Annotated in this window: 17 protein-coding genes and 1 pseudogene; 9 read left to right on the forward strand and 9 right to left on the reverse strand. The window is 41.5% G+C overall.

Annotated elements, in window-relative coordinates:
• Positions 1 to 22 precede the first annotated feature (22 nt).
• On the forward strand, positions 23 to 727 hold the full coding sequence (locus ACT29I_RS12730) for a zinc metallopeptidase (RefSeq protein WP_430935823.1): 705 nt from the start codon (positions 23 to 25) through the stop codon (positions 725 to 727).
• Positions 728 to 990: 263 nt separating this feature from the next.
• On the opposite strand, the gene ACT29I_RS12735 is transcribed toward ACT29I_RS12730, so the two are convergent.
• The 6 genes from ACT29I_RS12735 to ACT29I_RS12760 form a co-directional block, all read right to left on the reverse strand.
• Positions 991 to 1,191 carry a hypothetical protein gene (locus ACT29I_RS12735; protein WP_430935821.1) on the reverse strand — a complete coding sequence of 67 codons (201 nt, stop codon included), beginning with the start codon at positions 1,189 to 1,191 and terminating at the stop codon, positions 991 to 993.
• Between the two features lie 417 nt (positions 1,192 to 1,608).
• The gene (locus ACT29I_RS12740; RefSeq protein ID WP_430935819.1) at positions 1,609 to 2,181 is read right to left on the reverse strand and encodes an FMN-binding protein; all 573 of its coding nucleotides are present in this window, start codon (positions 2,179 to 2,181) and stop codon (positions 1,609 to 1,611) included.
• A gap of 83 nt (positions 2,182 to 2,264) precedes the next feature.
• A complete protein-coding gene (locus tag ACT29I_RS12745) occupies positions 2,265 to 3,458 on the reverse strand; it encodes a hypothetical protein (RefSeq protein ID WP_444793607.1) in 1,194 nt (397 codons plus the stop codon).
• A 336-nt stretch (positions 3,459 to 3,794) separates the two neighbouring features.
• Positions 3,795 to 5,084, reverse strand: coding sequence for a nucleotide sugar dehydrogenase (locus ACT29I_RS12750; RefSeq protein ID WP_444793608.1), 1,290 nt, complete (start codon positions 5,082 to 5,084; stop codon positions 3,795 to 3,797).
• A gap of 141 nt (positions 5,085 to 5,225) precedes the next feature.
• The gene (locus tag ACT29I_RS12755; protein ID WP_444793609.1) at positions 5,226 to 6,893 is read right to left on the reverse strand and encodes a hypothetical protein; all 1,668 of its coding nucleotides are present in this window, start codon (positions 6,891 to 6,893) and stop codon (positions 5,226 to 5,228) included.
• A 3-nt stretch (positions 6,894 to 6,896) separates the two neighbouring features.
• Complete coding sequence (locus ACT29I_RS12760; RefSeq protein ID WP_430935811.1) at positions 6,897 to 7,838, reverse strand: glycosyltransferase; 942 nt, start codon at positions 7,836 to 7,838, stop codon at positions 6,897 to 6,899.
• 332 nt (positions 7,839 to 8,170) lie between these two features.
• Here ACT29I_RS12760 and ACT29I_RS12765 point away from each other — a divergent pair, with 332 nt between their 5' ends.
• Entirely contained in the window at positions 8,171 to 9,178 is a 1,008-nt protein-coding gene (locus tag ACT29I_RS12765) for a DUF4097 family beta strand repeat-containing protein (protein ID WP_430935809.1), read from the forward strand.
• 155 nt (positions 9,179 to 9,333) lie between these two features.
• On the opposite strand, the gene ACT29I_RS12770 is transcribed toward ACT29I_RS12765, so the two are convergent.
• Positions 9,334 to 10,152 carry a prohibitin family protein gene (locus ACT29I_RS12770; protein WP_430935807.1) on the reverse strand — a complete coding sequence of 273 codons (819 nt, stop codon included), beginning with the start codon at positions 10,150 to 10,152 and terminating at the stop codon, positions 9,334 to 9,336.
• Between the two features lie 145 nt (positions 10,153 to 10,297).
• Between ACT29I_RS12770 and ACT29I_RS12775 the strand changes: the two genes are divergently transcribed.
• Positions 10,298 to 11,167, forward strand: a complete 870-nt coding sequence (locus ACT29I_RS12775; RefSeq protein WP_430935805.1) for a DMT family transporter — start codon at positions 10,298 to 10,300, stop codon at positions 11,165 to 11,167.
• Between the two features lie 771 nt (positions 11,168 to 11,938).
• Here the strand turns inward: ACT29I_RS12775 and ACT29I_RS12780 are convergent.
• Positions 11,939 to 13,375 carry an MATE family efflux transporter gene (locus ACT29I_RS12780; protein ID WP_444793610.1) on the reverse strand — a complete coding sequence of 479 codons (1,437 nt, stop codon included), beginning with the start codon at positions 13,373 to 13,375 and terminating at the stop codon, positions 11,939 to 11,941.
• A 692-nt stretch (positions 13,376 to 14,067) separates the two neighbouring features.
• Here ACT29I_RS12780 and ACT29I_RS12785 point away from each other — a divergent pair.
• Entirely contained in the window at positions 14,068 to 14,451 is a 384-nt protein-coding gene (locus ACT29I_RS12785) for a hypothetical protein (RefSeq protein WP_444793611.1), read from the forward strand.
• A gap of 156 nt (positions 14,452 to 14,607) precedes the next feature.
• Here ACT29I_RS12785 and ACT29I_RS12790 read toward each other — a convergent pair whose 3' ends face one another.
• On the reverse strand, positions 14,608 to 15,324 hold the full coding sequence (locus ACT29I_RS12790) for a DUF6261 family protein (RefSeq protein WP_444793612.1): 717 nt from the start codon (positions 15,322 to 15,324) through the stop codon (positions 14,608 to 14,610).
• A gap of 563 nt (positions 15,325 to 15,887) precedes the next feature.
• On the opposite strand from ACT29I_RS12790, the gene ACT29I_RS12795 reads away from it, so the two are divergent.
• From ACT29I_RS12795 to ACT29I_RS12815, 5 genes and pseudogenes are all read left to right on the forward strand, one after another.
• The gene (locus ACT29I_RS12795) at positions 15,888 to 16,952 is read left to right on the forward strand and encodes a toll/interleukin-1 receptor domain-containing protein (RefSeq protein WP_444793613.1); all 1,065 of its coding nucleotides are present in this window, start codon (positions 15,888 to 15,890) and stop codon (positions 16,950 to 16,952) included.
• Positions 16,953 to 17,040: 88 nt separating this feature from the next.
• Positions 17,041 to 18,051, forward strand: a complete 1,011-nt coding sequence (locus tag ACT29I_RS12800; RefSeq protein WP_430935795.1) for a hypothetical protein — start codon at positions 17,041 to 17,043, stop codon at positions 18,049 to 18,051.
• Positions 18,052 to 18,095: 44 nt separating this feature from the next.
• Positions 18,096 to 18,506 carry a hypothetical protein gene (locus ACT29I_RS12805; RefSeq protein WP_444793614.1) on the forward strand — a complete coding sequence of 137 codons (411 nt, stop codon included), beginning with the start codon at positions 18,096 to 18,098 and terminating at the stop codon, positions 18,504 to 18,506.
• Positions 18,507 to 18,717: 211 nt separating this feature from the next.
• Complete coding sequence (locus ACT29I_RS12810) at positions 18,718 to 21,231, forward strand: acyl-CoA dehydratase activase (protein ID WP_444793615.1); 2,514 nt, start codon at positions 18,718 to 18,720, stop codon at positions 21,229 to 21,231.
• 111 nt (positions 21,232 to 21,342) lie between these two features.
• Positions 21,343 to 21,695 (forward strand): annotated as a pseudogene (locus ACT29I_RS12815) (hypothetical protein); the annotation flags it as partial.

Here is a 21,695-nt window from a genome sequence, read left to right on the forward strand (position 1 = left end):
TAAATTTAAAAAAACAAGAGATATGTATGATCCAATCTTATTATTGATATTTGGCGCTTTTTTAGTCTTGAGCTGGATAGTGAGTTCAAGGTTGAAATCTAAATTTAGAAAGTATGCCAAAGTTCCCATGTCGTACGGAATGGCTGGGAAAGATGTTGCAGAGAAAATGTTGAGAGACAATGGTATCTACGATGTGAAAGTGGTGTCGGTGCCAGGTCAGCTGACCGATCATTACAACCCCGCTAACCGAACTGTGAATCTTAGCCCGGAGGTTTATTCCGGTCATGGAGTTTCCTCGGCGGCAGTGGCAGCGCACGAATGTGGTCATGCCGTACAACACGCCCAGGGATATGCCCCTCTTGAGTTGCGTTCGGCGCTGGTTCCTTTGCAAAATGTTAGCGGTAGGGTATTGAATTTTATTTTTATAGCAATGATTTTTGGCGCCTTTTTGCTTCCGGGACTTTTACCGTATAAACTGGCATTACAGATTATTATCGGTTGTTATACCATTTTTACCTTGTTCGCATTTATTACCTTACCTGTTGAGATAAACGCAACCCAAAGGGCCTTGGTGTGGTTAAACAGCAGCGGTGTGGCAACGGGTGCTGTTCACGACAAAGCTAAAGATGCATTAAAATGGGCGGCGTATACATATGTGGTGGCAGCATTGTCATCCTTGGTTACCTTGTTGTACTATGTGTTAAGGTATATCGGTTTGGATGATTAAGTAGTGGCTATCAGAAAACGCCAACAACTGCGTTACGCTTGTCAGGAAAATACGCTTCCCGATGATGGTTGTTATGGGGTGTTCAATAACTGAATGAGGCCTCTTTTTCGAAACGAAGAAGAGGTTTTTTTTATGCGTTAGATTAACAGCTCTATAAAGTCTTATCTGGGGTATGGGCATAAAAAAACTTCCCGTCAATTGTTACCTTGAGGGAAGTTCAGAAGTGTGGTTTAGGGCTGAGTAAAATACCCGGATTTGATGGATTAGAATGCGTTAACTTGGTTATGTGATGCATAAATCAGTTTACCTTGGTTAATCATTGAAGTTACATAATTCATCCCTTTGGTTTGAGATATTCTAAGTGTTTTGAATATTTCACCAATGTGAACAGGTTGTTTCTCACTAACAAAGGAAATAATTTTATCCTCTAAGTTAGTCTCGGTTCTCGCTTTTTCCTTAATCATAATGTATAAAAATTTAAATGGTTAATAATAATCTCTATTTTTTGTATACCTTGTTTTCATCATATCAATAATGAGTCCAAAAATTATTTTCACGGCAATTTTAAATATGTTTTTAAACACCTGTAGTGCGCAGGTATTGTACTTAAGTTACAACTATAAAGTTATAATAGAAAGATGCTAAGTCATTATAAGTTTGAGGAGTGTGCAGCTTTTTGTGACGAACGTACGGACGTTAAAAAAACGTTATGGTTGCGTTAAGAAATGGTTTTCTTTAGGAATAGATTATTTGCCCATAATTTTCACATGTTGTAGACATTAGGGGGCAATGTGTGGAATAATAAGAGAGTACGACTATGTTAAGTTACATTTCCGCTACCTATTGATCGCTAGCCATCATATGGAAAAAATCAATTGGAATTAATAGTTGGAAGTACTGACAGGGCTGCTGTTTATATAACTAATCAGCATTTTTGTTTTTTCGCTAATATCTTCCGTAATGGCATGGACCGAAATAGTGGCGCCGGAAATGGAGTCTATGTTTTTTCCAACTTCTAATTCTTTTTGATGGTTAAACCCCCTGAACTGTTTGAGCCACCCTTTTGCCATGACCTCATGTCCGTGAGTGGCTGCATAATTGAAAATTTTTACCAGCTCAATATTGGCATGCTCATCGTAAAATATAAAATAATCGAAGTATTCCGAAGGGCCGTAGGCATCCTGGTCAATAGAACATCCCCCTACTCTGCAACTGTTTACTCTACCAACATACACTATCTTGTTGTCGGTGCCCGGTACTTTAAAAAATTTACCTTGGTAAGGAAGTTCAGCGTGAACGCCAATTTCAATAAGATCATTAATATCACGATTCCACGTTTTTTCTATCTCCTTTTTCAAAGATTTGTGTGCATAATCAATTTTAGATTGACCCGCATTTGCAAAGAAAAAAAAGGACAAGAACAGTAGGGTTAATATCAAATGGAATCTCATCATGATTAATTGTTTTTAATTCGTATAGAAATTTGCCCTGCACATTTTTATTGGGCAGGACAAACTATTTTTCTTCACTTAGTTTTTTAAAACATCAAGCCAAAACCAGCATTAAAGGTTGCGTTTGCTTTGTCATCGGCATCGGTTTTTACAAATTGCAAATCGCTTTTAAAAGCCGCATTTGGAGCAACTTTCCAGGTAATTCCTGTTGTTATTACATTAGCTGCGTAGGCCTTATTTCTTGTGGCGCCTTGTTCAACCGAGTTGTGGGTGTCATATTTCTCAACTCGTACAAACGGAATAAGTTCAGATTTAATTTCACTTATCGTACTGAATACATTGTAACCGGCTTCGGCATAATACCCAAGCATTGACTTGCCAAGGTCCTTTCCGGTAAACTCGTTATATTCTTTTGTGTTCCCTAAGCTATTATAATATAATTGGCCTCTTAACTGTAAACCACTGTTCGAATATCTAACGTCAGCTCCGATCATAGAAATATTTACAACGGAAGAATCTGCCATGGCCATCATGTTTTTATCGTCTTTCTCGATTCCATCATAGAGGGTACTTTGCGATTTTCCGAAATAACCCGATAACCCGATGTTCAGCCCTCTAATGCCAAAATACTCCACCTTGGCAGCCAGGTTGGGCGAGCTGATATATGATTCAGCACCTTTTTGGCGACCTTTTCGGAGCCCATCCTGACCTCTAAATTTACCGCCGCCGTTATCCTCATCGTAACCGTTAAAGCCGTTCATTATGTAAGCCTGGTAACGGATATTGGCCGGAACAACTACACCTGTAAAGCCAGCTCCTATTTCCCTCCAGGTTGTGGGGGCAATCAACTTGTCCACATGTGGACGTTCAACACCGTTAAAAGTGTTGGGTTCGTGATATTCATTGATAATGCCCATTGGAGCCAATAATAATCCCGCACGTAAGTTTAGTGCGTTATTGATTTTATATTGCAAAAAAGCTTGTTCAACATACACTTCGCTAACATGTTCAAATTCAAGTTCGGTGATAAATTGGGTTCTTTCGTTAAACTGGTATCCAAATAACATCACTACACGATGAACGTCTAAAGTACCGTTGTTTTTTATATCCGAATCTAAAGCCTGATTATAGTGTACTTCGGCATAACCGCCAATGGTGAGCTTGCCATCAGTCTTCATCAATCTTTCCGCTGTATTTAAATACCTGTTGTTATCGGAATTTTGTGCGTTAAAAGTAAAAGAGCAAACAATGAATGCCATAAATAGATAAAGAGTTTTCATTCAATTACGTGTTTTGTTTATTAGTATTTATACCTGCGTAGGGCGGTGTTAAATTTTATGGAATCAAAGATAGGCCAGGGGGAAGCTTCCGGAAATCCCAAGAATTAGGTATACCTATGCTTAAATGTAGAACGGGTTTATGTAATGTTCGAAAAGTACATGAGGGTGAAATATGTAACGTTCAGGTATACAGTGATGTGTGTGCGTTAATGTGCAGGATTTGGACTATAAATTATATAACCATATTTAGGGGGGTGGATGTATACTTTCGGTGACTTTATGGTACAAAAAAAGCCCAGTCAACAACTAGGCTTTAAATGATTTGAATGGGTTCGTTTACAAACTCCAATATTCCAATTCGTTTATTTTTCCACGGAATACACCTTTGATGTCTACAAAGACAGCATTGTGATTGGTGATACTTTTAAAGTAAGCCTCGTCAAGGTCAAGATATTCTTTATGGTTGACAGCTAAAATAACCGCTTCGTATTTTTTAGTTATTTCCGGGATTAACGCATAGCCATATTCCTCAAGTAACTCGCGGGAATCGGCGTAAGGGTCCACCACGTCAACATGGGCACTGTACGAAACGAGCTCCTTATATACATCGGCTACTTTCGAATTACGGATGTCGCTTACATTTTCCTTAAAGGTAGCACCCATAATTAATATTTTGGCGCCGTTTACGTTATGTCCTTTTTTAATGAGTTTTTTAATGGTGGTCTCGGCTACGTAGCTACCCATCGAATCGTTGATAACCCTTCCGCCATCAATAATTTTGGAGTGGTATCCTAAGGCATTTGCTTTGTAAGTTAGGTAGTATGGGTCTACACCAATACAGTGTCCTCCCACCAAACCAGGGAAGAATTTCAGGAAATTCCATTTGGTGCCAGCCGCCTCCAATACTTCGTAGGTATTAATATCCATGCGGTCAAAAATTAACGAGAGTTCGTTCATCAAAGCAATATTTACATCGCGTTGTGTGTTTTCAATAATTTTTGCGGCCTCAGCTACTTTTATCGAACTGGCCTTATGGATTCCTGCTTTTATAATGGATGCGTACACTTCGGCTATGATATCCAGTGATTCGGCATCGCTACCGGAAACGATTTTCAGTATTTTGGTTAAGGTATGCTCTTTGTCGCCCGGATTGATCCTCTCCGGGGAATATCCCACTTTAAAGTCAGTGCCAAATTTCAGTCCCGATTCCTGTTCCAGGATGGGTACGCAATCTTCTTCGGTGCAACCCGGGTAAACGGTTGATTCGAAAACTACGATATCTCCTTTTTTTAACGCTTTTCCTACTGTTCTCGAAGCGCTCAGCAATGGGGTCAGGTTGGGTAGGTTATGTTCGTTTATGGGCGTAGGAACCGCAACAACATGAAACGTGGCTTCCTTTACATCTTCAATTTGGTTGGTAAACTCGATATCGCAACCATCAAAGTCTTCTTTGTTCAGTTCCTTGCTGGGGTCGATGCCTTGCCTCATCAGGTCGATTCGATCCTGTTTGATGTCGAAACCTACCACTTTCATATTCCTGGCAAACTCAAGGGCGATAGGTAAGCCTACATATCCCAGGCCGATAACGGATAGTTTAGTCTCTTTGGCTAATAATTTATCTAACATGCTGTAAGGTTTTGTGAAATTTCGTCTTAATTTCGTCTTAATAATTTAGTTGTGCTAACGGGTTTTGAATAATGTACGTTTTTCTTTGACTGAGCTTTGAAAAAATATGATGGACAAATTAAGATTCGTTGATGTCTATGGTTAGAATCCAAAGTTAAGTCCAAAAACAATCATCTTGTTGTCACCAACATAAGGTGGAGGAGTATACAGTTCTTGGTCTTCCCCTGAAATATGATAGTTTTCAACCTCTGCATAGGCATAGGCATCGTTTATTATTTGGTATAATACTCTAAGTTGAATAGCGCCCTTTTTGTATTTAACATCTTCCATAAATGAATACCCGGTTCGCCCGTCCCCCCACAGGTTTTCAATGGCTCCGCTTTCTTCCAGTATTTTTTGGTTGTCCTTGCCCTTCCTGTAATACGTGTACGACAGCTGGATATCCAGACCGCGAATGGGTTTGTACCGTGCCGATAAAAATATTTCATCGGCATTGTCTCTTAAATAATGTCCCAAAGTATACCTGTTGCTTTCGTAGGTTAACGACGGAATAAAATGGGTATAGGTAAAGGGGTTGGTTCTGGTGTATTCTGCGGTTAGGCTTAAATCCGGAAGTATGTCCGTCGCCCTGGCACCAAGTTTTAAACTGACGAAATTGGAATGTTCTTCTTGGTTGAACATGTCCGATACCGAAATTTCATCGACAAAAATACTGGCATACAAGTGCGTGTTCTTCAGGTTTCTGCTGCTGATGTCGAAAAACATTTGGGTGTTATGCCCGGCGCTGTTGCGCGAACCATTATAGCTGTGGTCTGCCGATTTGTAAAACAGGAAAGGAATAAGATAGGCGGCATTCACATCGCCATCGCTATATACAATGCTGTTACCGATAGAGAAGTACAGTTTTTTCCAAGGCTGGACCGTGATTAAGTTGGCCGCTATAAATTTGTTGGAGTATACGCGTCGGGTGTCGTTATATAAATTATACGAGGCAGCGCTGTCCACCACTTCTGATGCCAACCAGCCGTGCAGATAGTTGATCTCAAGCCATGTTGCAGGTTTCAGGTTGAATTTAATATGGGCAAAACTTGGCGTGTGCCCGGAAAAAATGTTGGAACCATTGTAATTGTTTCCCCAGGTGAAATGATCCTTTACGACTCCTATATTACCGGTTTTCCAGCTATAAACCAAGCCACCCCTGGCTTCGCTGTAGTCTTTTTTATCTGCCCCTAATTTGTATACGGCGCCCCTGTGTTGCGTTAAATATTCCGGCGATCCGAAGGTGTCGCTTTCGTAGTTGTCCCGCAAACTACCGTAAAACGCAAGGTTTTGGCCAACATAACCAAAAAAACGCGCACCATTCCACCGGTGTTGTTCAAAACCATTTGAGTTGGCATAACCACGGCCTCCGAAAATAGCGTTGACCGATAATTTGAAAGTTGTATCGCTATAATAAAAAACGTCGAATCGTTTATTGAAATCTTTGTTAGAATATAACTCTTTGTTGAAATCTTTCAGGTAAAATCCTACCTCTTCTTTTTGACGGGAAGTAAGTTTGTTGTTGTTTCCGGCTTCCGACAAAAAAAGAGCGATTTGCTTACGCGAATAAGGTTTTACGCAACTGTTAACGTTTATGGTGCCTTTGTTGGCCAGTTCGTCGATAAAATCATAGACTGCCTCATTGTCCAGGTGATACGGGTTGCTTTGTCCATTTAGAGCTTGAAAAAAAAACAAGGAAAGTACGGTATAAAACAATAAGGTTTTAGGACGAATTATCATGGTTTTAATATGACTTGAGATATCTCCCATTTTTTACACATGTTCTTTCAGAACTTCCTGATAAACATCTAACAGACGTTTCGAAATAAATTCCACATCCATGTGTTTCACCTTGTCCCTGCCGTTTGTTCTTTTGCCAAAGTGAAGCGCGGTGTCCAGTGCATTGGCGATTTCTTCCGGATCACTTTCCACAATAAAGCAACCATCCACTTCCCTGGTCATGTCGGCAACGTCTCCCACATCGGTTGAGACGATGGGCAGCGAGCATGCCATGGCTTCTTTAATCACATTGGGCGAACCTTCCCACCTCGACGTCAAAAGCAAAACATCTGCGGCGTAATAATACGAAGGAACCTTATCGATCTCCACATTGTTCACGATGGTTAATTCTACGTCATCGGTTTCGATGTGGGAAAAGGATTCTCTGGCCAACGAGAAGTTCTTTTCTTTTCTTTGGGGATCAGACACCCATAAAACATGTGCCGCCGAGCTGAAACCGGCTTGCCTGCGCGCTATTTCCCTGTCGATAGGTTTAAATCGTTTGAAATTGATTCCGTTAGGGATGATCTTGGCATTTTTAATTTTTAAAGTGTCAAGCATATTCTGAGATTTTACGATGGTACAATCCCAAAACAGATTGGCAAATAATCGGGTAATTCTGGATGCCGTTTTTTCGAGCCTGTAATCAGAACCCATCAATGAAACGATCAACGGCTTTATCCCGGCAAAGGAAGCGGTAAAACCCGAATAGCCAAATTGGGCATGGATTAAATCGTAATTACCTTTTTTTGCAAACTTCCTGAGTTTGCCTATGTGCGAAATATAATTCCACATGCCAACACCGGGTATATCATAATACTCCACGGTAGCACCGGTTTTTGCTATTGAGTTTCCCTGGGTGGTCACCAAATGAGTTCGGGCCGATATTCCCTGACTGCTATATACATATAGAATTTTTAGCTTGCTGAAATCCACTTCTTAACAATTAGATAATTGTAAAAATAACTAATTTACTTATAAAACAAGGGTTTATTGAAAGTTTGAGCTGATTCATACCTTATAAATTTTGATTTTAATGGTCGCATGGAACTTGCAAGTAAATTTTAACCATGCACCAGGGTTCAAATCTTTAATAATATCTTACAAGTTCTGTTTTTTTTTAATAAGGTATGCTTTATATCAATATTAGGGACTTTTCTGTGCTCAAGACTTAAACTACAAATTAAAGTAAAAGTTGAAACTTAAAAAAACACATCGCGTACCAATTTTAAATAAAACCAGCATTATTAATATTATATATGGTACTTATGAGAAAATTTGCAACGGGTATGCTTTGCACGATGCTTTGCATCTATAGCTTTGCGCAGGAAATAGCGACCCAAAAACAAAATGTATTCCGGGGGGTTCATAAAGTGGTGGTGAATGCCGATTTCTGTTCCCTAAAGTTAACTGGGCACCGTTCCGATGTAGTAAATTTTAACGGGGTAATTATATCTCAGGAGAATCTGGAAGCCTACGGTTTTGAAGTTAATCAGCAGGATGACACTTTAAATATTAGGGTTACAAAACCGGAACATTGGAAATCGCATTGGGGAGAAGTAATTTTAAAGTTGCCCGAAGGTATCGTGATTGAAGCCATAACACAGTCAGGGAAAGTTGAGGCGACAAGCGTAAAGGGTATTCGTTTACATGTTCTGTCTAAATCGGGTCATGTTTTTTTGAGCTCCGTAGAAGGAAGCGTTACTGTCACCTCACCGGCAGGAGATCTTAAAGCTGAGGGTTTTTCGGGGGTTTTAAAGGCAAAAACCAAAACCGGGACAGTGAACGTAAAAGGTTTTAATGGGAATTGTGCTATTGAATGCCATAAAGGGCCGATTCATATTGCGGATGCACAGGGTACACTATTTGTTGACGGTGGCACAGGTAACCTGGAGGTGGAAAATGTGAAAGGTGACATTACCTTGAAATCCACCAGTGGTGATACTAAACTGTCTATTGCCAAAGGAAATATATCGGTTAAAACATTCGATGGGGATATGAAACTGTTTAATACCAGCGGGGTTTACACCGTGCAATCTTCGACAGGGAATATAACGGGGACAAGAGTTGTTTTCACCGCACCTTCGTCTTTTGCCTCAACAGAGGGAAATATAAAAGTTCAAATGAATACGAAAGAAAATCTGGCTTTCGAACTAAAGTCGAGCCACGCCTACGTAAGAGCCATGGGGAAATCGAAAAAGAAATCGCTGAAGATAGGCAAGGGCGACATCCTGATTACTGGAACCAGCACCACCGGTAGTCAGGCCTACTACTAACCGTATCGCGGTAACGAATATTTGGTTGAGCCTGGTTCATCGTTTTGCTATGCTGTTTTTAGGCATGCTGCTGACGGTGCACACAGGGCAAGTGACTTTAAAAACAATGCTGAGACACGGAAAAGTTTTTTCTTATTCCGTGCCTCAGTGTTCTTTTAGTTGTTCCCTAGAATCATGGGTAAGCCATCTTCGCCGGAGCCAATGACTACTACTTTGGTGTTCGGCGACTCGGCCAATTTTAAGGTGGCGTCGATGCCTTTTTGCTTAAGAATGTTAGGCGTTAAACTCGCGCTGATAATGCGGTTGTAATTAGAAATTCCTTGTGCCTCAATTTCCCTACGTTCTGCTTCGCTTCGTTCTTTGTCCAGTTTAAACTGATAGGCCAAAGCTTCCTGCTCCTGCTGCAGCTTGTTTTCAATGGCGGCTTTAATCTGTGCAGGTAATTGAATGGAGCGAATAAGTAATGCCCTCATTTCAATGTGGTTTTTCTTAAGTACTTCCGATGTTTCCAGCTCAATTAGGTCTTCAACTTCTTTACGTTTTGTGGAAAACAGCTCTTCGGCGGTGTAGCGTCCGGTTATACTACGCACCACTGAACGTACCTCCGGAATAACGAGTACATTGATGTAATCCGTACCAAATTTTTGGTGCAACTGTCCGATTCTATCATAAATGGGGTTAAAACGAACGGTAATGTCCATGTTAATCGACATACTGTTTTTGTCTAAAACATCCATGGTTTCCTCGCGGGTCTGCTCTTTTACCTTGTAAACAATAACCTGGTTCCAAGGGGCAATAACTGTGAGTCCGGCCACTTTAATGTTGTCCACATCCAAACCTACGGTGTACGGCTTAAAAATAACGGCACGCTCGCCAGGTTGAATAATATGAAACATTCTGCTTCCAAAAATAACTAATAGAACTATGGCTCCTAAGAGCAAGCCTATGATAATAGGTGATACTTTACTATTCATATTTCTTGTTTTTAAGTTTTCGTATTGCGATTAAACAATTAATTATCAAATCTACGAAATAAAATTAAGCTCTATGCTGAAGTCATCAACTTACTGATGGGAATCGGTAATTTAACTATATTTGTTTCGCAAGTAAAACTCAATTATGCAACAGCTTAAAGGATATTTATTGATTTTGGCTTCGGTTATCTCTTTTGCTATCATGTCTATACTGGTAAAGATGATTCCGCAAGTAAATTCAACCATCACTACGTTTACACGATTTGCCGTAGGAGTGGGGATTTTGGGGATGCTTGCCATGACAAAAAAGATAAAGCTGAATTTTATAAACAGTCCTTTTTTATTGTTGCGAGGTTTTACCGGGGGCTTGGCGGTTTTTATGATGTATTATTCCATCGTTAACCTGGGTGTTGGTAAGGCAACCGTTTATGTGTATTCGTACCCGGTATTTGCGACTTTGTTAAGTGTGATTGTTTTTAAGGAAAAAGTGCGGTTGGTGCAGTGGCTGTTTGTTCTGATGGCCTTTGCCGGGATTTTTATGCTTTCGGTGAAGGAGGGCGTGGATATTACCCAAATTACGGTATTCGAGCTGATTGCAATGGGAGGCGCTTTGTTATCTGCCATATCTGTTATATTGGTGAAGAAATTGCATGACACGGACTCTTCTTATGCCATCTTTTTTGCGCAAAGTATTGTGGGTTTCTGGCTGTTTTTGTTTCCGGCCAATATCTCCAGCCATCATGGCGATTTATCTGTGGGTTATATCTTGATCGCGCTAGGGGTCATATCCGCCATTGGTCAGTTGGTCATGACCGAAGGGTATAAATATGTTCCGGTTTCCCGAGGCTCGTCCATGCATATGATGGTGCCGGTTTTGAATATAATTATTGGGTACTTTTTCTTTGAAGAGGTCTTGAGTATAAAGGAACTCACAGGTGCCGTTTTAGTGGTGTTGGCCTGTGTAGGCGTGATCGCGACTAAAGGGCTAAAGTTTAAATTCTTTAAGCCCTGGTAGGTTTTCTAATGCATATTGCGGGTTTAACAGGGAAAAGAATTTTACCGCAGAGGATAAATGTGGTATATCCAGGTTGCGCCTGTAAAGTTGAGTCCGGTAAGTTGGCTGTTGTATCGTCATACCGTTTGAGTCACCGCAGAGGTCGCGGAGATGTTTTGGCTGCGCTAAAACATGTTGTTGACTGACGTGAGTATTGTTCTGTACGACAAGAGATATGCGAGCCGTCAGGATATTCACCGATTTTGACGCAGTTAAGATCCTCTGTGCACCCAGTGCTTCTTTGTTGAAAGGTGCGGTGATGAATTGATCCACTGGATAACTGTCTATAAATCTTTTGTAGAGATGATAGTGAAAATAATTCTCTGTGTTACAACTTAAGCGCCTTGTCTTTAAAGTTCAGCAGATAAAAAAAGGGCATAAAAAAAGTTCCTACCTCGATAAACTGTTGCCTTTCCAACGAGACAACTTACCTTTATCCGGCAAAAACCTTTTGTTTTCCGATGTAAAAGTAGGTGTCCGGTATTAATTCAACTTCACCTTAAAGTTAAGGAATTGGTAAATAGTCATTTGGGGAGAAACGAAATCCCGTCACCTGAAGTTTAATTTCGACGGGAGCTTACTGGAGAATAACTAGGTTCCGCTTACGTGACGTTGTAACCCCCATCCCTGTCCCTGCGGTACAGTACTTCCCCCAAGCATCAGGGCTTGAGGGCAGAGCCTGTTTTGCTTGATGCCAGTAGCCACCTACTATCAGCCAACACCCACGGGCTATCAAACCTCCGTTTTCTTCCACCTTCCCTTTTTAAACAAAAAATAGGAGATAGATGTCATGATGGCTTCGGCAATGATGATGGCGAAAAAAGCACCTTTGTAACCCATTGAGGTATGCATGGCCAGGACGTAAGCCACAGGAATTTCAATCATCCAAAACGCTACCACATTTATGCGCGTTGGCGTTCTGGTGTCACCGGCCCCATTAAACGATTGCACCAAAACCATTCCCAAACCGTAAAATATAAAACCAAAGCTTACTATCCTGAGGCATTCGGCCCCAATTGTAACTACGGCCTCTTCTTGTGTAAATAGTTCGATAAAAAAGGTAGGGGCCCAAATAAATACGATGCTCAATATTCCCAAAAATATCATATTGGCACGGGCGGTAAACCAAACCGACCTTTCGGCCCTGTCCGGTCGGTGCGCGCCCAGGTTTTGTCCCACCAGGGTGGAGGCGGCATTGCTCAGTCCCCAGGATGGGAGCAAAACAAATATAATGATACGTATGGCTATGGTGTAACCAGCCACGGCCTCGCTGCCAAAGGATGAAACAATACGCACCAAACCGATCCAGCTGGAGGTGGCTATGAGCGACTGGAATATACCGCCCGAAGCAATGTTCAATACCTGGGCTATTTTTTGCCGGTCCAATCGCAGCTTATCCGGGATCAGCATTACCCTGGCCGAACCTTTAAACAGGATGTAAAACTGGTATAGCACGGCTACACCACGGCCTATATTGGTGGCCCAGGCGGCACCTTCGATGCCTAATTTTGGGAACGGCCCCAGCCCTAATATTAACATGGGATCAAGAATAATATTTAACCCATTGGCAATGACCAGCACCCGCAAGGAGATGGCGGCATCTCCAGCGCCCCTGAATATGGCATTGTTAATGAAAATAAGCATGATGACCACATTGCCGCCCAGCATAATGGTTGGGTAACCGCTGAATTGTTCAATCAACATATCGGACGCTCCCATCAACCCCAATATTTGCCTGGCGAATAACAAGCCTGGAATGGCTATCGCGGCAGATATTATGATTCCGGTGATAATGGATTGCCAGGCAATATGCGCTGCCTTTTCGGAACGCTTTTCTCCAATCCTTCGGGAAACAAGTGCGGTGGTGGCCATGCTTAAGCCAAAGGCGATAGAATAGACAATGGTAATAACCGATTCGGTGATGCCTACCGCCGCAACCGCATCGGCACCCAGCTTGGACACAAAGTAAATGTCGACAATGGCAAAGATGGATTCCATCACCATTTCGAGCACCATGGGTATGGCCAGCAAAAAGATGGCCTTGCTGAGTTTAATTTCTGTGTAGTCAAAGGAAGTCCCCATCAAGGCCTGCCACACGTTTTGGCCCAGCGAAACTATTTTTTTCGGTAAACTAAGTTTTTGTTGTTGCCTAATATTTTGTTCCTTCATTTCTATGTCGTTCTCATGTGAAACATCGGGATAGGCTGGCTTGTTTAGCCATAGCGAAAAGATAATGTGGAGTACAGTCAATCCCCGCCATGGTGTTTCTTAAATAATGACCTAGGATCTAATTTTTAAGTGTGCATAAATGGTCTGCAAAAACATGATGGCGATGCGATAGGCACTTTGTTTTTTGAAACAAATAAAATCTTAACCGGAGATTTTCACGCCGTTGCAGGGATGCTCGTTTTACCAGGAGGTAAAATAAACGACGGGCGATATGTGTTTGGGGGTCTTCATAAGGACAATAAGGTAAAGGAGAAATTTTATTAAACGTCATGGTTTGATCCACCAGGGTATTTAAACCTTATCCAAGCTTGAAACTTTGGAAAAGAAACATAAAAAACAAGTAAGCTACTCAGGGCTTTAATCCAACTGAACTTCAAGGTACACCAGAGCTATAGAGCCGACTTATTCGGCTTTTTGTTGGGGTTGCGTCCTTGATTCATAGAGCTTTTAGTCTTACCTTTAATGGTATGCCTTTGAATATCATAACGCATATATGAACATCTTATAGGTTTGATTTATCGAGTCGTTTCGAAAGTTGCAAAGTGAAATGACATCGAAAGGCAGGATCGTGAAGTAAAGTGGTTTCCGTTTGTGCGGGGAGACGCTAATTGTTAAATGTTAAATCGTTGGTCATGAAGAAGTTATTCGTATGTTTTCTGTTGTTAATTGGCTCATTTACACTTGTGGCCCAAACACCCACCCTCCAATCCCCGACTAAACAGGATTACTTGCGAAAGAGTAGAGGTCAAAAAGTTACCGCTTGGATACTGGTGGGTGCCGGAGCTTCCATGATTGCTTATGTTTCGCCAGGGCAGGTTTCTTTAGATGTTCTGCCGTTTTTTGCTATCGGAGGTCCTGCTTCCGTTTTGGGCAGTATTCCCTTGTTTGTGGCAGCTGGTCGAAACAAACGAAAAGCCTTAAGTATGTCAACCTCGTTAGGCTTGAATCATTATCATAACTTCCCGGCGAATAAAATAGTGACATCTCCAACCCTGACCATTAAGCTGCGTTTCTAATGCAGTATTTTTAGGATGTAATAATACCGATTCGTTAACGCAGATCTCATGTAAATACAACAGAAGATAAACCCAAGAAATATAAAAAAGCCCCGGGTGACCAATCCGGGGCTTTACTAACCTAACAAATTCAAAGTATGAAAAAAGCCCTTCAGCTTATTCAATTTCCTGTGTTGTTTTCTTCGTTCTTCTTCTTACGTTTTCGTTGTTGGCGGCAATTAGTTGGGCAACCGTACGGGTAAAGCTGCCATAGGTGTCTTCGTTGACTATGGCCATCGCTTTTAGGTAAATCACCAATTTGCCATTTATAAGTTTGAGAATCTTGTTTTTTATGGATGTGGCATTGGCATAGGTGCCTTCCTGTGCTTTTTTTTGCTCAAAAGCCAGGTGGCTGGTTTCAAAGTCGTTCTGCGCATTCCGCAAGGCCGCAATGCTTTCCGCAGCACCTGAAACAAGTGCAATAGGCTCTTGCAATTCAGGTTTCGCCAGTTCGGTAAGTAAGGAGTTAACTAAAGAACTCTCGGTGGCATAGCTTTCGTTCACTATTTGCAGTCCGTAATTGTCGATAACAGACATGATTTTTTGCGCCGCGTTGGTAATGTTTTCATCCGGGTGGTGGGTAAACCCAAGGATCAAATAATAAAAAGACCGTACTGAGTTATCCCGGTCTTCGTCCTTTTCTTCCAGTTCCGACTCGCTTTTAATACGGTTAATGGCTTGGTTAAGATTTGCCGAAAGAGGCTGGATACTGGTAATGATACCTGAAAGGTTGGAGTCGCCATTAAGAGAAGAACTTTGGTAGGCAGCAAGAATTTGGGAAGTAACAGTGTCGATCTCTGTAATACGTGTTTGCGTCATGATTCTGTCTATCATAGCAAAAATTTTAAAGGGTTAGAAATATAGATTTTTAAAATAATACATTCAATATAACGAGAAACATAATTAATGTCAAGTAAATTGAAATTTTCTTATAACATCAATTAAGCTATGAGTTTGGGCTAAAGCATTCCGTGGCCAAACCCCAATGGTATAGGCCGTGGTTGTTTAACCATGGCTTCCTTTTTTGCTTGGGGAGGCTTTGGTTGTTTAACCACGGCTTCCTTTTTTGCTTGGGGAGGCTTTGGTTATTTAACCACGGCTCCCTTTTTTGCTTGGGGAGGCTTTGGTTGTTTAACCATGCCTTCCTTTATTGATGGGTGAAGCTTTGGGTGTTTAACCACAGCGCCATTTTATATAAGGGGGACCGACGGTTAAAAATCCAAGCTTCATCTTCGGATCATCATCCATCCACACAGAATTTTTAGAATAGTAACATGTTGTGTACAGCACAATAACCATCTCTCCCACAGAACCAAATAATTGTATGGCTGTTTGATTATTAGGACAGCAATATACTTTTATTCGCAAAACATGTATTCTAATAAGATTTCAACATTATGCAGGACACTGTTACTAAACCGAAAATATATATATCATACGCCTGGAACGCCGAGAGCGAGACCGTCGCAGAAAATATTGAAAAAGAGTTTGAAGGAAGGGGCCTGCATGTTATCAGGGATAAGAAGGACCTGAAATATAAAGGGAGGATCAGCGAATTTATGAAAGATATTGGAAGCGGGCAATATGTAATCGTGGTCGTTAGCAACAAATATTTGCGGTCGGAGAACTGTATGTACGAGCTGATTCAAATTTTCAAAAACCAGCACCTGTACGAACGCATTTTCCCCATCGTTCTGGACGGGGTAAAGATTGCCAGGGCAACCGATAGGCTGGACCTGATGAAGCATTGGGAAAACGAGGTGGAAAACCTGGACCGTAAGACCAGGGAATTGAAAAGCCTGGGCAATATTCAGGGCGTAGCGGACGACCTTAACCTGTATGCCGAGATAAGGAATAACATAGGGCAGCTTACCCATATCCTCAAGGATATTAATATGCTTCATGCGGATCAGCACATTCGTTCCGATTTCAAACAGCTGTACGAAGCGGTAAATGCTAAAATAAAAGATGACTTTGGTACTATACACGGAGGAGGTAGGGTTAAAAAAATACTTGGACAAAGCATATATATTTTTGTGGGTGTATTGGCCCTGGTATTTGCGATACAATTTTTTAACAGGAGTAATGTGCCAAATCAAGGTGTAAAGGAAGAGCCGGTAAACATACCGGAGCCAAAACAGGAACAGCATGAACCGGTTCGGGGTTTATCGGACTCCACATCTATGCAAATGGACGAACCGGTTAAACACAAGAATAAACAGACTATACCGAACCCAACCTATGATGTTATTTTGGTGGTTCCTTCCTTTATGGCAAAACAGGATGTGTATGTCGACAACCGGCTTGCCGAAGTGGTGGATAGAAGTCTAATATCTATAACGGTGCGCGTGCAGGGAAAAACCGGCAGTCATCATTTCGAAATTAATAACGGCGCCCAACGCTGTGTTTTGGATCAGCAGATTACAAAAGACTCGCTGCGGTTAGCCATGCTGTGCGAATAGTACTTTACCTCCTTTGTTTTGCCAAAAGAAGGCACTGTGCAGGGTGTAAAAGGCCCATTCGAAATTTTAATACCAATTCTTGAAACGCATGAGAAACAAATGGCAAATATGGGTTAGCTTAATGCTATTTCCCCTAACAGGTATTCTGGAGCCGATGGCCAATGTTAATGCCCAGGGATATGAACCAACACATGTGTACGTGTGGGATTTTGGTGTGAGCCATGCGCACCTTGGCAAATACGCTACGGTGTACCGGAACGACTTTGAAACCGAATTGATCAAATTAAACAGGTTTACGGTACTCGAACGCAGGCGTTACGACAGGATCATGGCTCACCAGGATATGGAAAACAACATATCCGACATTCGCAAATTGTCACCTAATTCCCGGGATAGCCTGAAGGCCAACAAGGCTGACGCTGTTTTTTTTGGCGAATTAATATACCATGACGAGAGCGGGAAATATCAGGTTAAGGTAACGTTTCAACATTTAAACGGAAACATACTGAAACAGGGCGACATCCTTATTGACAAAGCTAAAATTGATGATATTGAACTGAGCAAGGTTTTTATGCGGAAGTTATTGGGAGATTTGTACGCCGGCGAAGTGCTGGCGGCCCGGAAAAAACAATACGACCATGTTTCGTCGCTGCTCAGATCCTATTTGGCCAGTATAAAAGATGTTAGCATCGCCTTTGGAAGTATTGCCGATTTTGCTTTCAAGGATGAGAAGTATTATAAGGAACTTGAACAGACCGTATATAATTACAACGATTTATGGAGAAACCTGGATAGCAACAGGGGTAAATACCTGACGGATTTTGAAAGTGTCTGGGGCCCACCTTACGCAAGGCGCTTTGAAAGCATCTATTCCGAAATAATGGACAATATACACGTAACGGAAATTTTGCCGCTGAATAAGGTGAGGGAGGATATCTGGAATTACCGGGAGCGTGCGTTGAAAAAAAAGGAGAAGGAAAGAATGAAGAAGAAGATTATGGAAAACGTGGATGATATGGTGGATGACCTGCAGGAAGAAACGATAGAAATAAAAACAAGGATAAATTTCTTTCTGGACGACCTTAAAAGGGAAATGTGATACCTGGTATGACTATTGGAAAAATATAAACTTGAAAAAACGTGATGATGAAAACTATTGATGTAATTAAAAAATCGACTTTAATACTCCTGGCAAGTGTAATCATGGCCTGTGGTTCAGAAACAGTCATTGCTACCGTTTTTATCCCGGCTTTTGCAGCTACCTGGCCGGTGGTGGGTGACGAGAATTATGAGATCGACCTGCAGCCTGATGAGGATAACAAAGGTGTGGCGTCGGGGGTTTTTAATGGTGCGGAATTCCACCAGACCGATCCCGACAGAAATGGCAATGACTTAAGCGGAAGTTTTGATGGACTTGACATTGAGTTTACCATTGTAAGGCCAAACGGTAGTGTTCGGTATACCGGAAAAATGATACCTGTCAGTGATACTGACCATACAATTGTGAGAATAGAATTGACCTCGTCGGAGGGAGATTTGATATTGGGATTTTGAGGTGGATGCAAACAAGGATCAGCTTTTCATTTTTTTCAGAAAAGTCATTTGCAATACCAATGATTTTAAAATTGAAATTATAGGCGCAAAAGCACTTATTAAGGTTTAAAAGCCGTACCTTTTAGATAAATTACTAAAGTTTTAGCGTTCATTGGAAATATAGATTGTCATTCTCATTATATGACCACTGATAATTTGGAGGGAGGAAATTGTGAAGAACACGTATTACCTTGGGATTGATGTCGGTTCGGTTGCGGTTAGCACTGCCATAATTGATGAGCAAGACAGGATTATAAGTACGCGTTATACCTTTCACAAGGGGCAAATCGTTTCAAGCCTGGAATCATTACTGAAAAATATTAAAATAGAGGAAATCAAGGGGATCGGGTATACATCCTCAACCCCAAATGTAATCCGGGACGGAACATTGGTCGACACGAGAGGCGCATATATCAATGCGGCAAAACATTTCCACCCTACACTCCGCTCGCTGTTAATCATAGGGGCGGAGAAATTCGGACTTATTACCTTTGATAAAGAAAATGAATACCACCACTACAAATCAAATTCTTCATGCGCGGCCGGCACCGGGAATTTTCTGGATCAACAGGCCGAACGTCTCCATTTGAAAAACATACAGGAATTCAGTAAGATGGCTTATGAAAACACGGGTAGCATACCGAAAATTGCATCCCGATGTGCCGTATTTGCTAAAACCGACCTTATCCATGCCCAGCAAGAAGGCTACTCGTTAAGTGAAATATGTGACGGATTATCCTATGGCCTGGCAAAAAATATGGCAAACACTGTTTTTCAGAAAAATACTTTTTCTTCTGTGGTTGCTTCGGGAGGTGTGGCATTAAATAAGGCGGTAATCAGGCATTTGGGGCAAATAACCAATCTCAAAATTTCAGTGGATAAATATGCACACGTGTATGGTGCATTAGGGGCGGCCATGGAATGCAGAAAGGATAAAAAAAAGCACATTTCCTATAATTCCGTTGAGGATATTATCCTGCCCCCCATACAAGCGAAAAAATATTTTTATCCTCCGCTGCAATTGAAGCAGTCTGATTATCCGGATTTTAAATCACACGAAACATATACATTCAAGTCGGTTAGCTATCCCGGCTTTCAGGTTGTTGAGGTGGATGTTTATGTAAAAACGAGGAACAGTAGCTTAGGTAGTATTTATATGGGTATAGATATTGGTTCAACCAGTAGCAAGGCAGTAATCATTGATCGTAAAAAAGAGGTTATTGCAGGATTTTACACCCGTACTTCCGGTCAGCCGTTAAAAGCTGTGCAGGTTATTCTGGAATCAATTTGTAATTTTAAGGAAAGGAAGAAACTTCATTTTCATGTAGCAGGTACCGGTACTACCGGATCCGGAAGGAAATTTATCGGAAGAATCATCGGCGCCGATATTATACTCAATGAAATAACGGCGCATGCCAGGGCTGCCGTTGAATTGGATTCCGAAATAGATACCATTATCGAGATTGGCGGACAGGACTCAAAGTTTACCATTCTGCATGATGGCATGATCACTTTTTCGGCCATGAATAATGTATGTGCCGCCGGTACCGGCAGCTTTATTGAGGAACAAGCCAAAAAACTCGGATGTCCTTTGAATGACTATTCCGGCCGGGCTGAAAAAGTGCGTTCCCCGCTGGCTAGCGACAGGTGCACCGTATTTATGGAACGCGATATCAACCATTATTTAATGGATGGCTATAAGCCGGATGAAATCCTGGCTGCTGTTTTGCATTCAACCCGCGAGAATTATCTGGCTAAAGTAGTGGGGAAAAGTCATATTGGGGACAAAATTTTTTTTCAGGGAGCAACCGCAAAAAACAAAGCACTGGTTGCTGCTTTTGAACAAAAGCTTAACAAGCCTATCATGGTTTCAAAGTATTGTCATTTAACCGGCGCTTTAGGTGTAGCGCTCGAAATATGCGATGCAAATATCGGAACCACAAAATTCAGGGGACTTGACCTGTATAAGAAATCAATCCCAACCCGATCGGAGGTCTGTGATTTATGCACGAATCATTGTAAACTTAAAGTTGCTGAAATAGATGGTCAGGTGGAAGCATATGGTTTTTTATGTGGCAGAGATTATAATGTAAAAAAATATGTGAGCAATAAATCATCTCATTTTCAGTTAATGCGTAAACGAAAGGAGCTGTTCAGATTCAAGGCCACGTCAAACAAGGATTCGCCGATCATAGGAATTCCTGCCGGCTTGCACCTGCACGATGAAGTTCTGTTCTGGCAATTTTTTTTCGACCTGTTATCCGTTAAAACGGTCACAAGTGTAAACTACCATACGCCGGTTAAAGATGGGAAAAATTTTTGCGGTGCCGAGTTTTGTGCCCCAATGACGGCAATGTATGGGCATGTAGATTACCTTGAGAAAAGAGCCGATTATATCTTCCTTCCTGTTTATTTAAAAGATACCAGGGGTTCTAACATGAACGGGCAGTACTGTTATTACACACAGTTTGTATCCTCCGTTATTACGGCACAATCTACATTTAATTCCCGTAAAAAGATACTTACCCCATTATTGAAAAGCTCACATAGTGAACTTTATACCCGGCTGGAACTTTACCGCATGTTAAAATCGATAGGATTAAATGATATAGGATTCATTCATATTAGCCAGGCCTATGAAAAAGCAAAAAAGCATATTCAAGCACTAAATAGTCTCTGCAAGTAAACCCGATATGTATTCACGCTCAACTGGTTAGTGTTGAAAACTAGTTAGAATCTTTATGGGTTTCGGCTTGCTAAAATCAATTAAAATACAGATATTCAACCTGTTGACGATTTGAGATTCGTCTGGTTCACCACAAATTTTCAATCAGGTTCAGATATGCGAAAAAGATTCGAACAGCAAATTACCCTTGGCAGGTTGTTGATACAGGACACAAAAATACCCACTGCAAAACGCGGCGGTGCGTTGCCGGGCTTGTGCGCGGCGTTAAAAGAAATATTCATTAACCCCAAGTGGAACACCCAGGTGTTCGAGATCCTGGAAAAAAAGATATTCTCGGAAAACAACAACATGGGAAGGCCGGGAATGGACCTGTGGCAGATATTCGTGCTTTCGCAGGTTAGGCTGTGCCAGAACATTAGTTATGACGACCTCCATCACATCGCCAATTACGACTCGCTGATCAG

The sequence above is a fragment of the Saccharicrinis sp. GN24d3 genome (assembly GCF_052400645.1).
Classification (GTDB): domain Bacteria; phylum Bacteroidota; class Bacteroidia; order Bacteroidales; family Marinilabiliaceae; genus Saccharicrinis.

Excerpts from the sequence above, each read along its gene's own strand:
- ACT29I_RS12740 (WP_430935819.1), bottom strand. The coding sequence starts at position 2,181 with ATGATGAGATTCCATTTGATATTAACCCTACTGTTCTTGTCCTTTTTT.
- ACT29I_RS12775 (WP_430935805.1), top strand. The coding sequence starts at position 10,298 with ATGCAACAGCTTAAAGGATATTTATTGATTTTGGCTTCGGTTATCTCT.
- ACT29I_RS12805 (WP_444793614.1), top strand. The coding sequence starts at position 18,096 with ATGATGAAAACTATTGATGTAATTAAAAAATCGACTTTAATACTCCTG.
- ACT29I_RS12745 (WP_444793607.1), bottom strand. The coding sequence starts at position 3,458 with ATGAAAACTCTTTATCTATTTATGGCATTCATTGTTTGCTCTTTTACT.
- ACT29I_RS12770 (WP_430935807.1), bottom strand. The coding sequence starts at position 10,152 with ATGAATAGTAAAGTATCACCTATTATCATAGGCTTGCTCTTAGGAGCC.
- ACT29I_RS12765 (WP_430935809.1), top strand. The coding sequence starts at position 8,171 with ATGAGAAAATTTGCAACGGGTATGCTTTGCACGATGCTTTGCATCTAT.
- ACT29I_RS12795 (WP_444793613.1), top strand. The coding sequence starts at position 15,888 with ATGCAGGACACTGTTACTAAACCGAAAATATATATATCATACGCCTGG.
- ACT29I_RS12750 (WP_444793608.1), bottom strand. The coding sequence starts at position 5,084 with ATGTTAGATAAATTATTAGCCAAAGAGACTAAACTATCCGTTATCGGC.
- ACT29I_RS12730 (WP_430935823.1), top strand. The coding sequence starts at position 23 with ATGTATGATCCAATCTTATTATTGATATTTGGCGCTTTTTTAGTCTTG.
- ACT29I_RS12785 (WP_444793611.1), top strand. The coding sequence starts at position 14,068 with ATGAAGAAGTTATTCGTATGTTTTCTGTTGTTAATTGGCTCATTTACA.
- ACT29I_RS12800 (WP_430935795.1), top strand. The coding sequence starts at position 17,041 with ATGAGAAACAAATGGCAAATATGGGTTAGCTTAATGCTATTTCCCCTA.
- ACT29I_RS12790 (WP_444793612.1), bottom strand. The coding sequence starts at position 15,324 with ATGATAGACAGAATCATGACGCAAACACGTATTACAGAGATCGACACT.
- ACT29I_RS12780 (WP_444793610.1), bottom strand. The coding sequence starts at position 13,375 with ATGAAGGAACAAAATATTAGGCAACAACAAAAACTTAGTTTACCGAAA.
- ACT29I_RS12755 (WP_444793609.1), bottom strand. The coding sequence starts at position 6,893 with ATGGGAGATATCTCAAGTCATATTAAAACCATGATAATTCGTCCTAAA.
- ACT29I_RS12735 (WP_430935821.1), bottom strand. The coding sequence starts at position 1,191 with ATGATTAAGGAAAAAGCGAGAACCGAGACTAACTTAGAGGATAAAATT.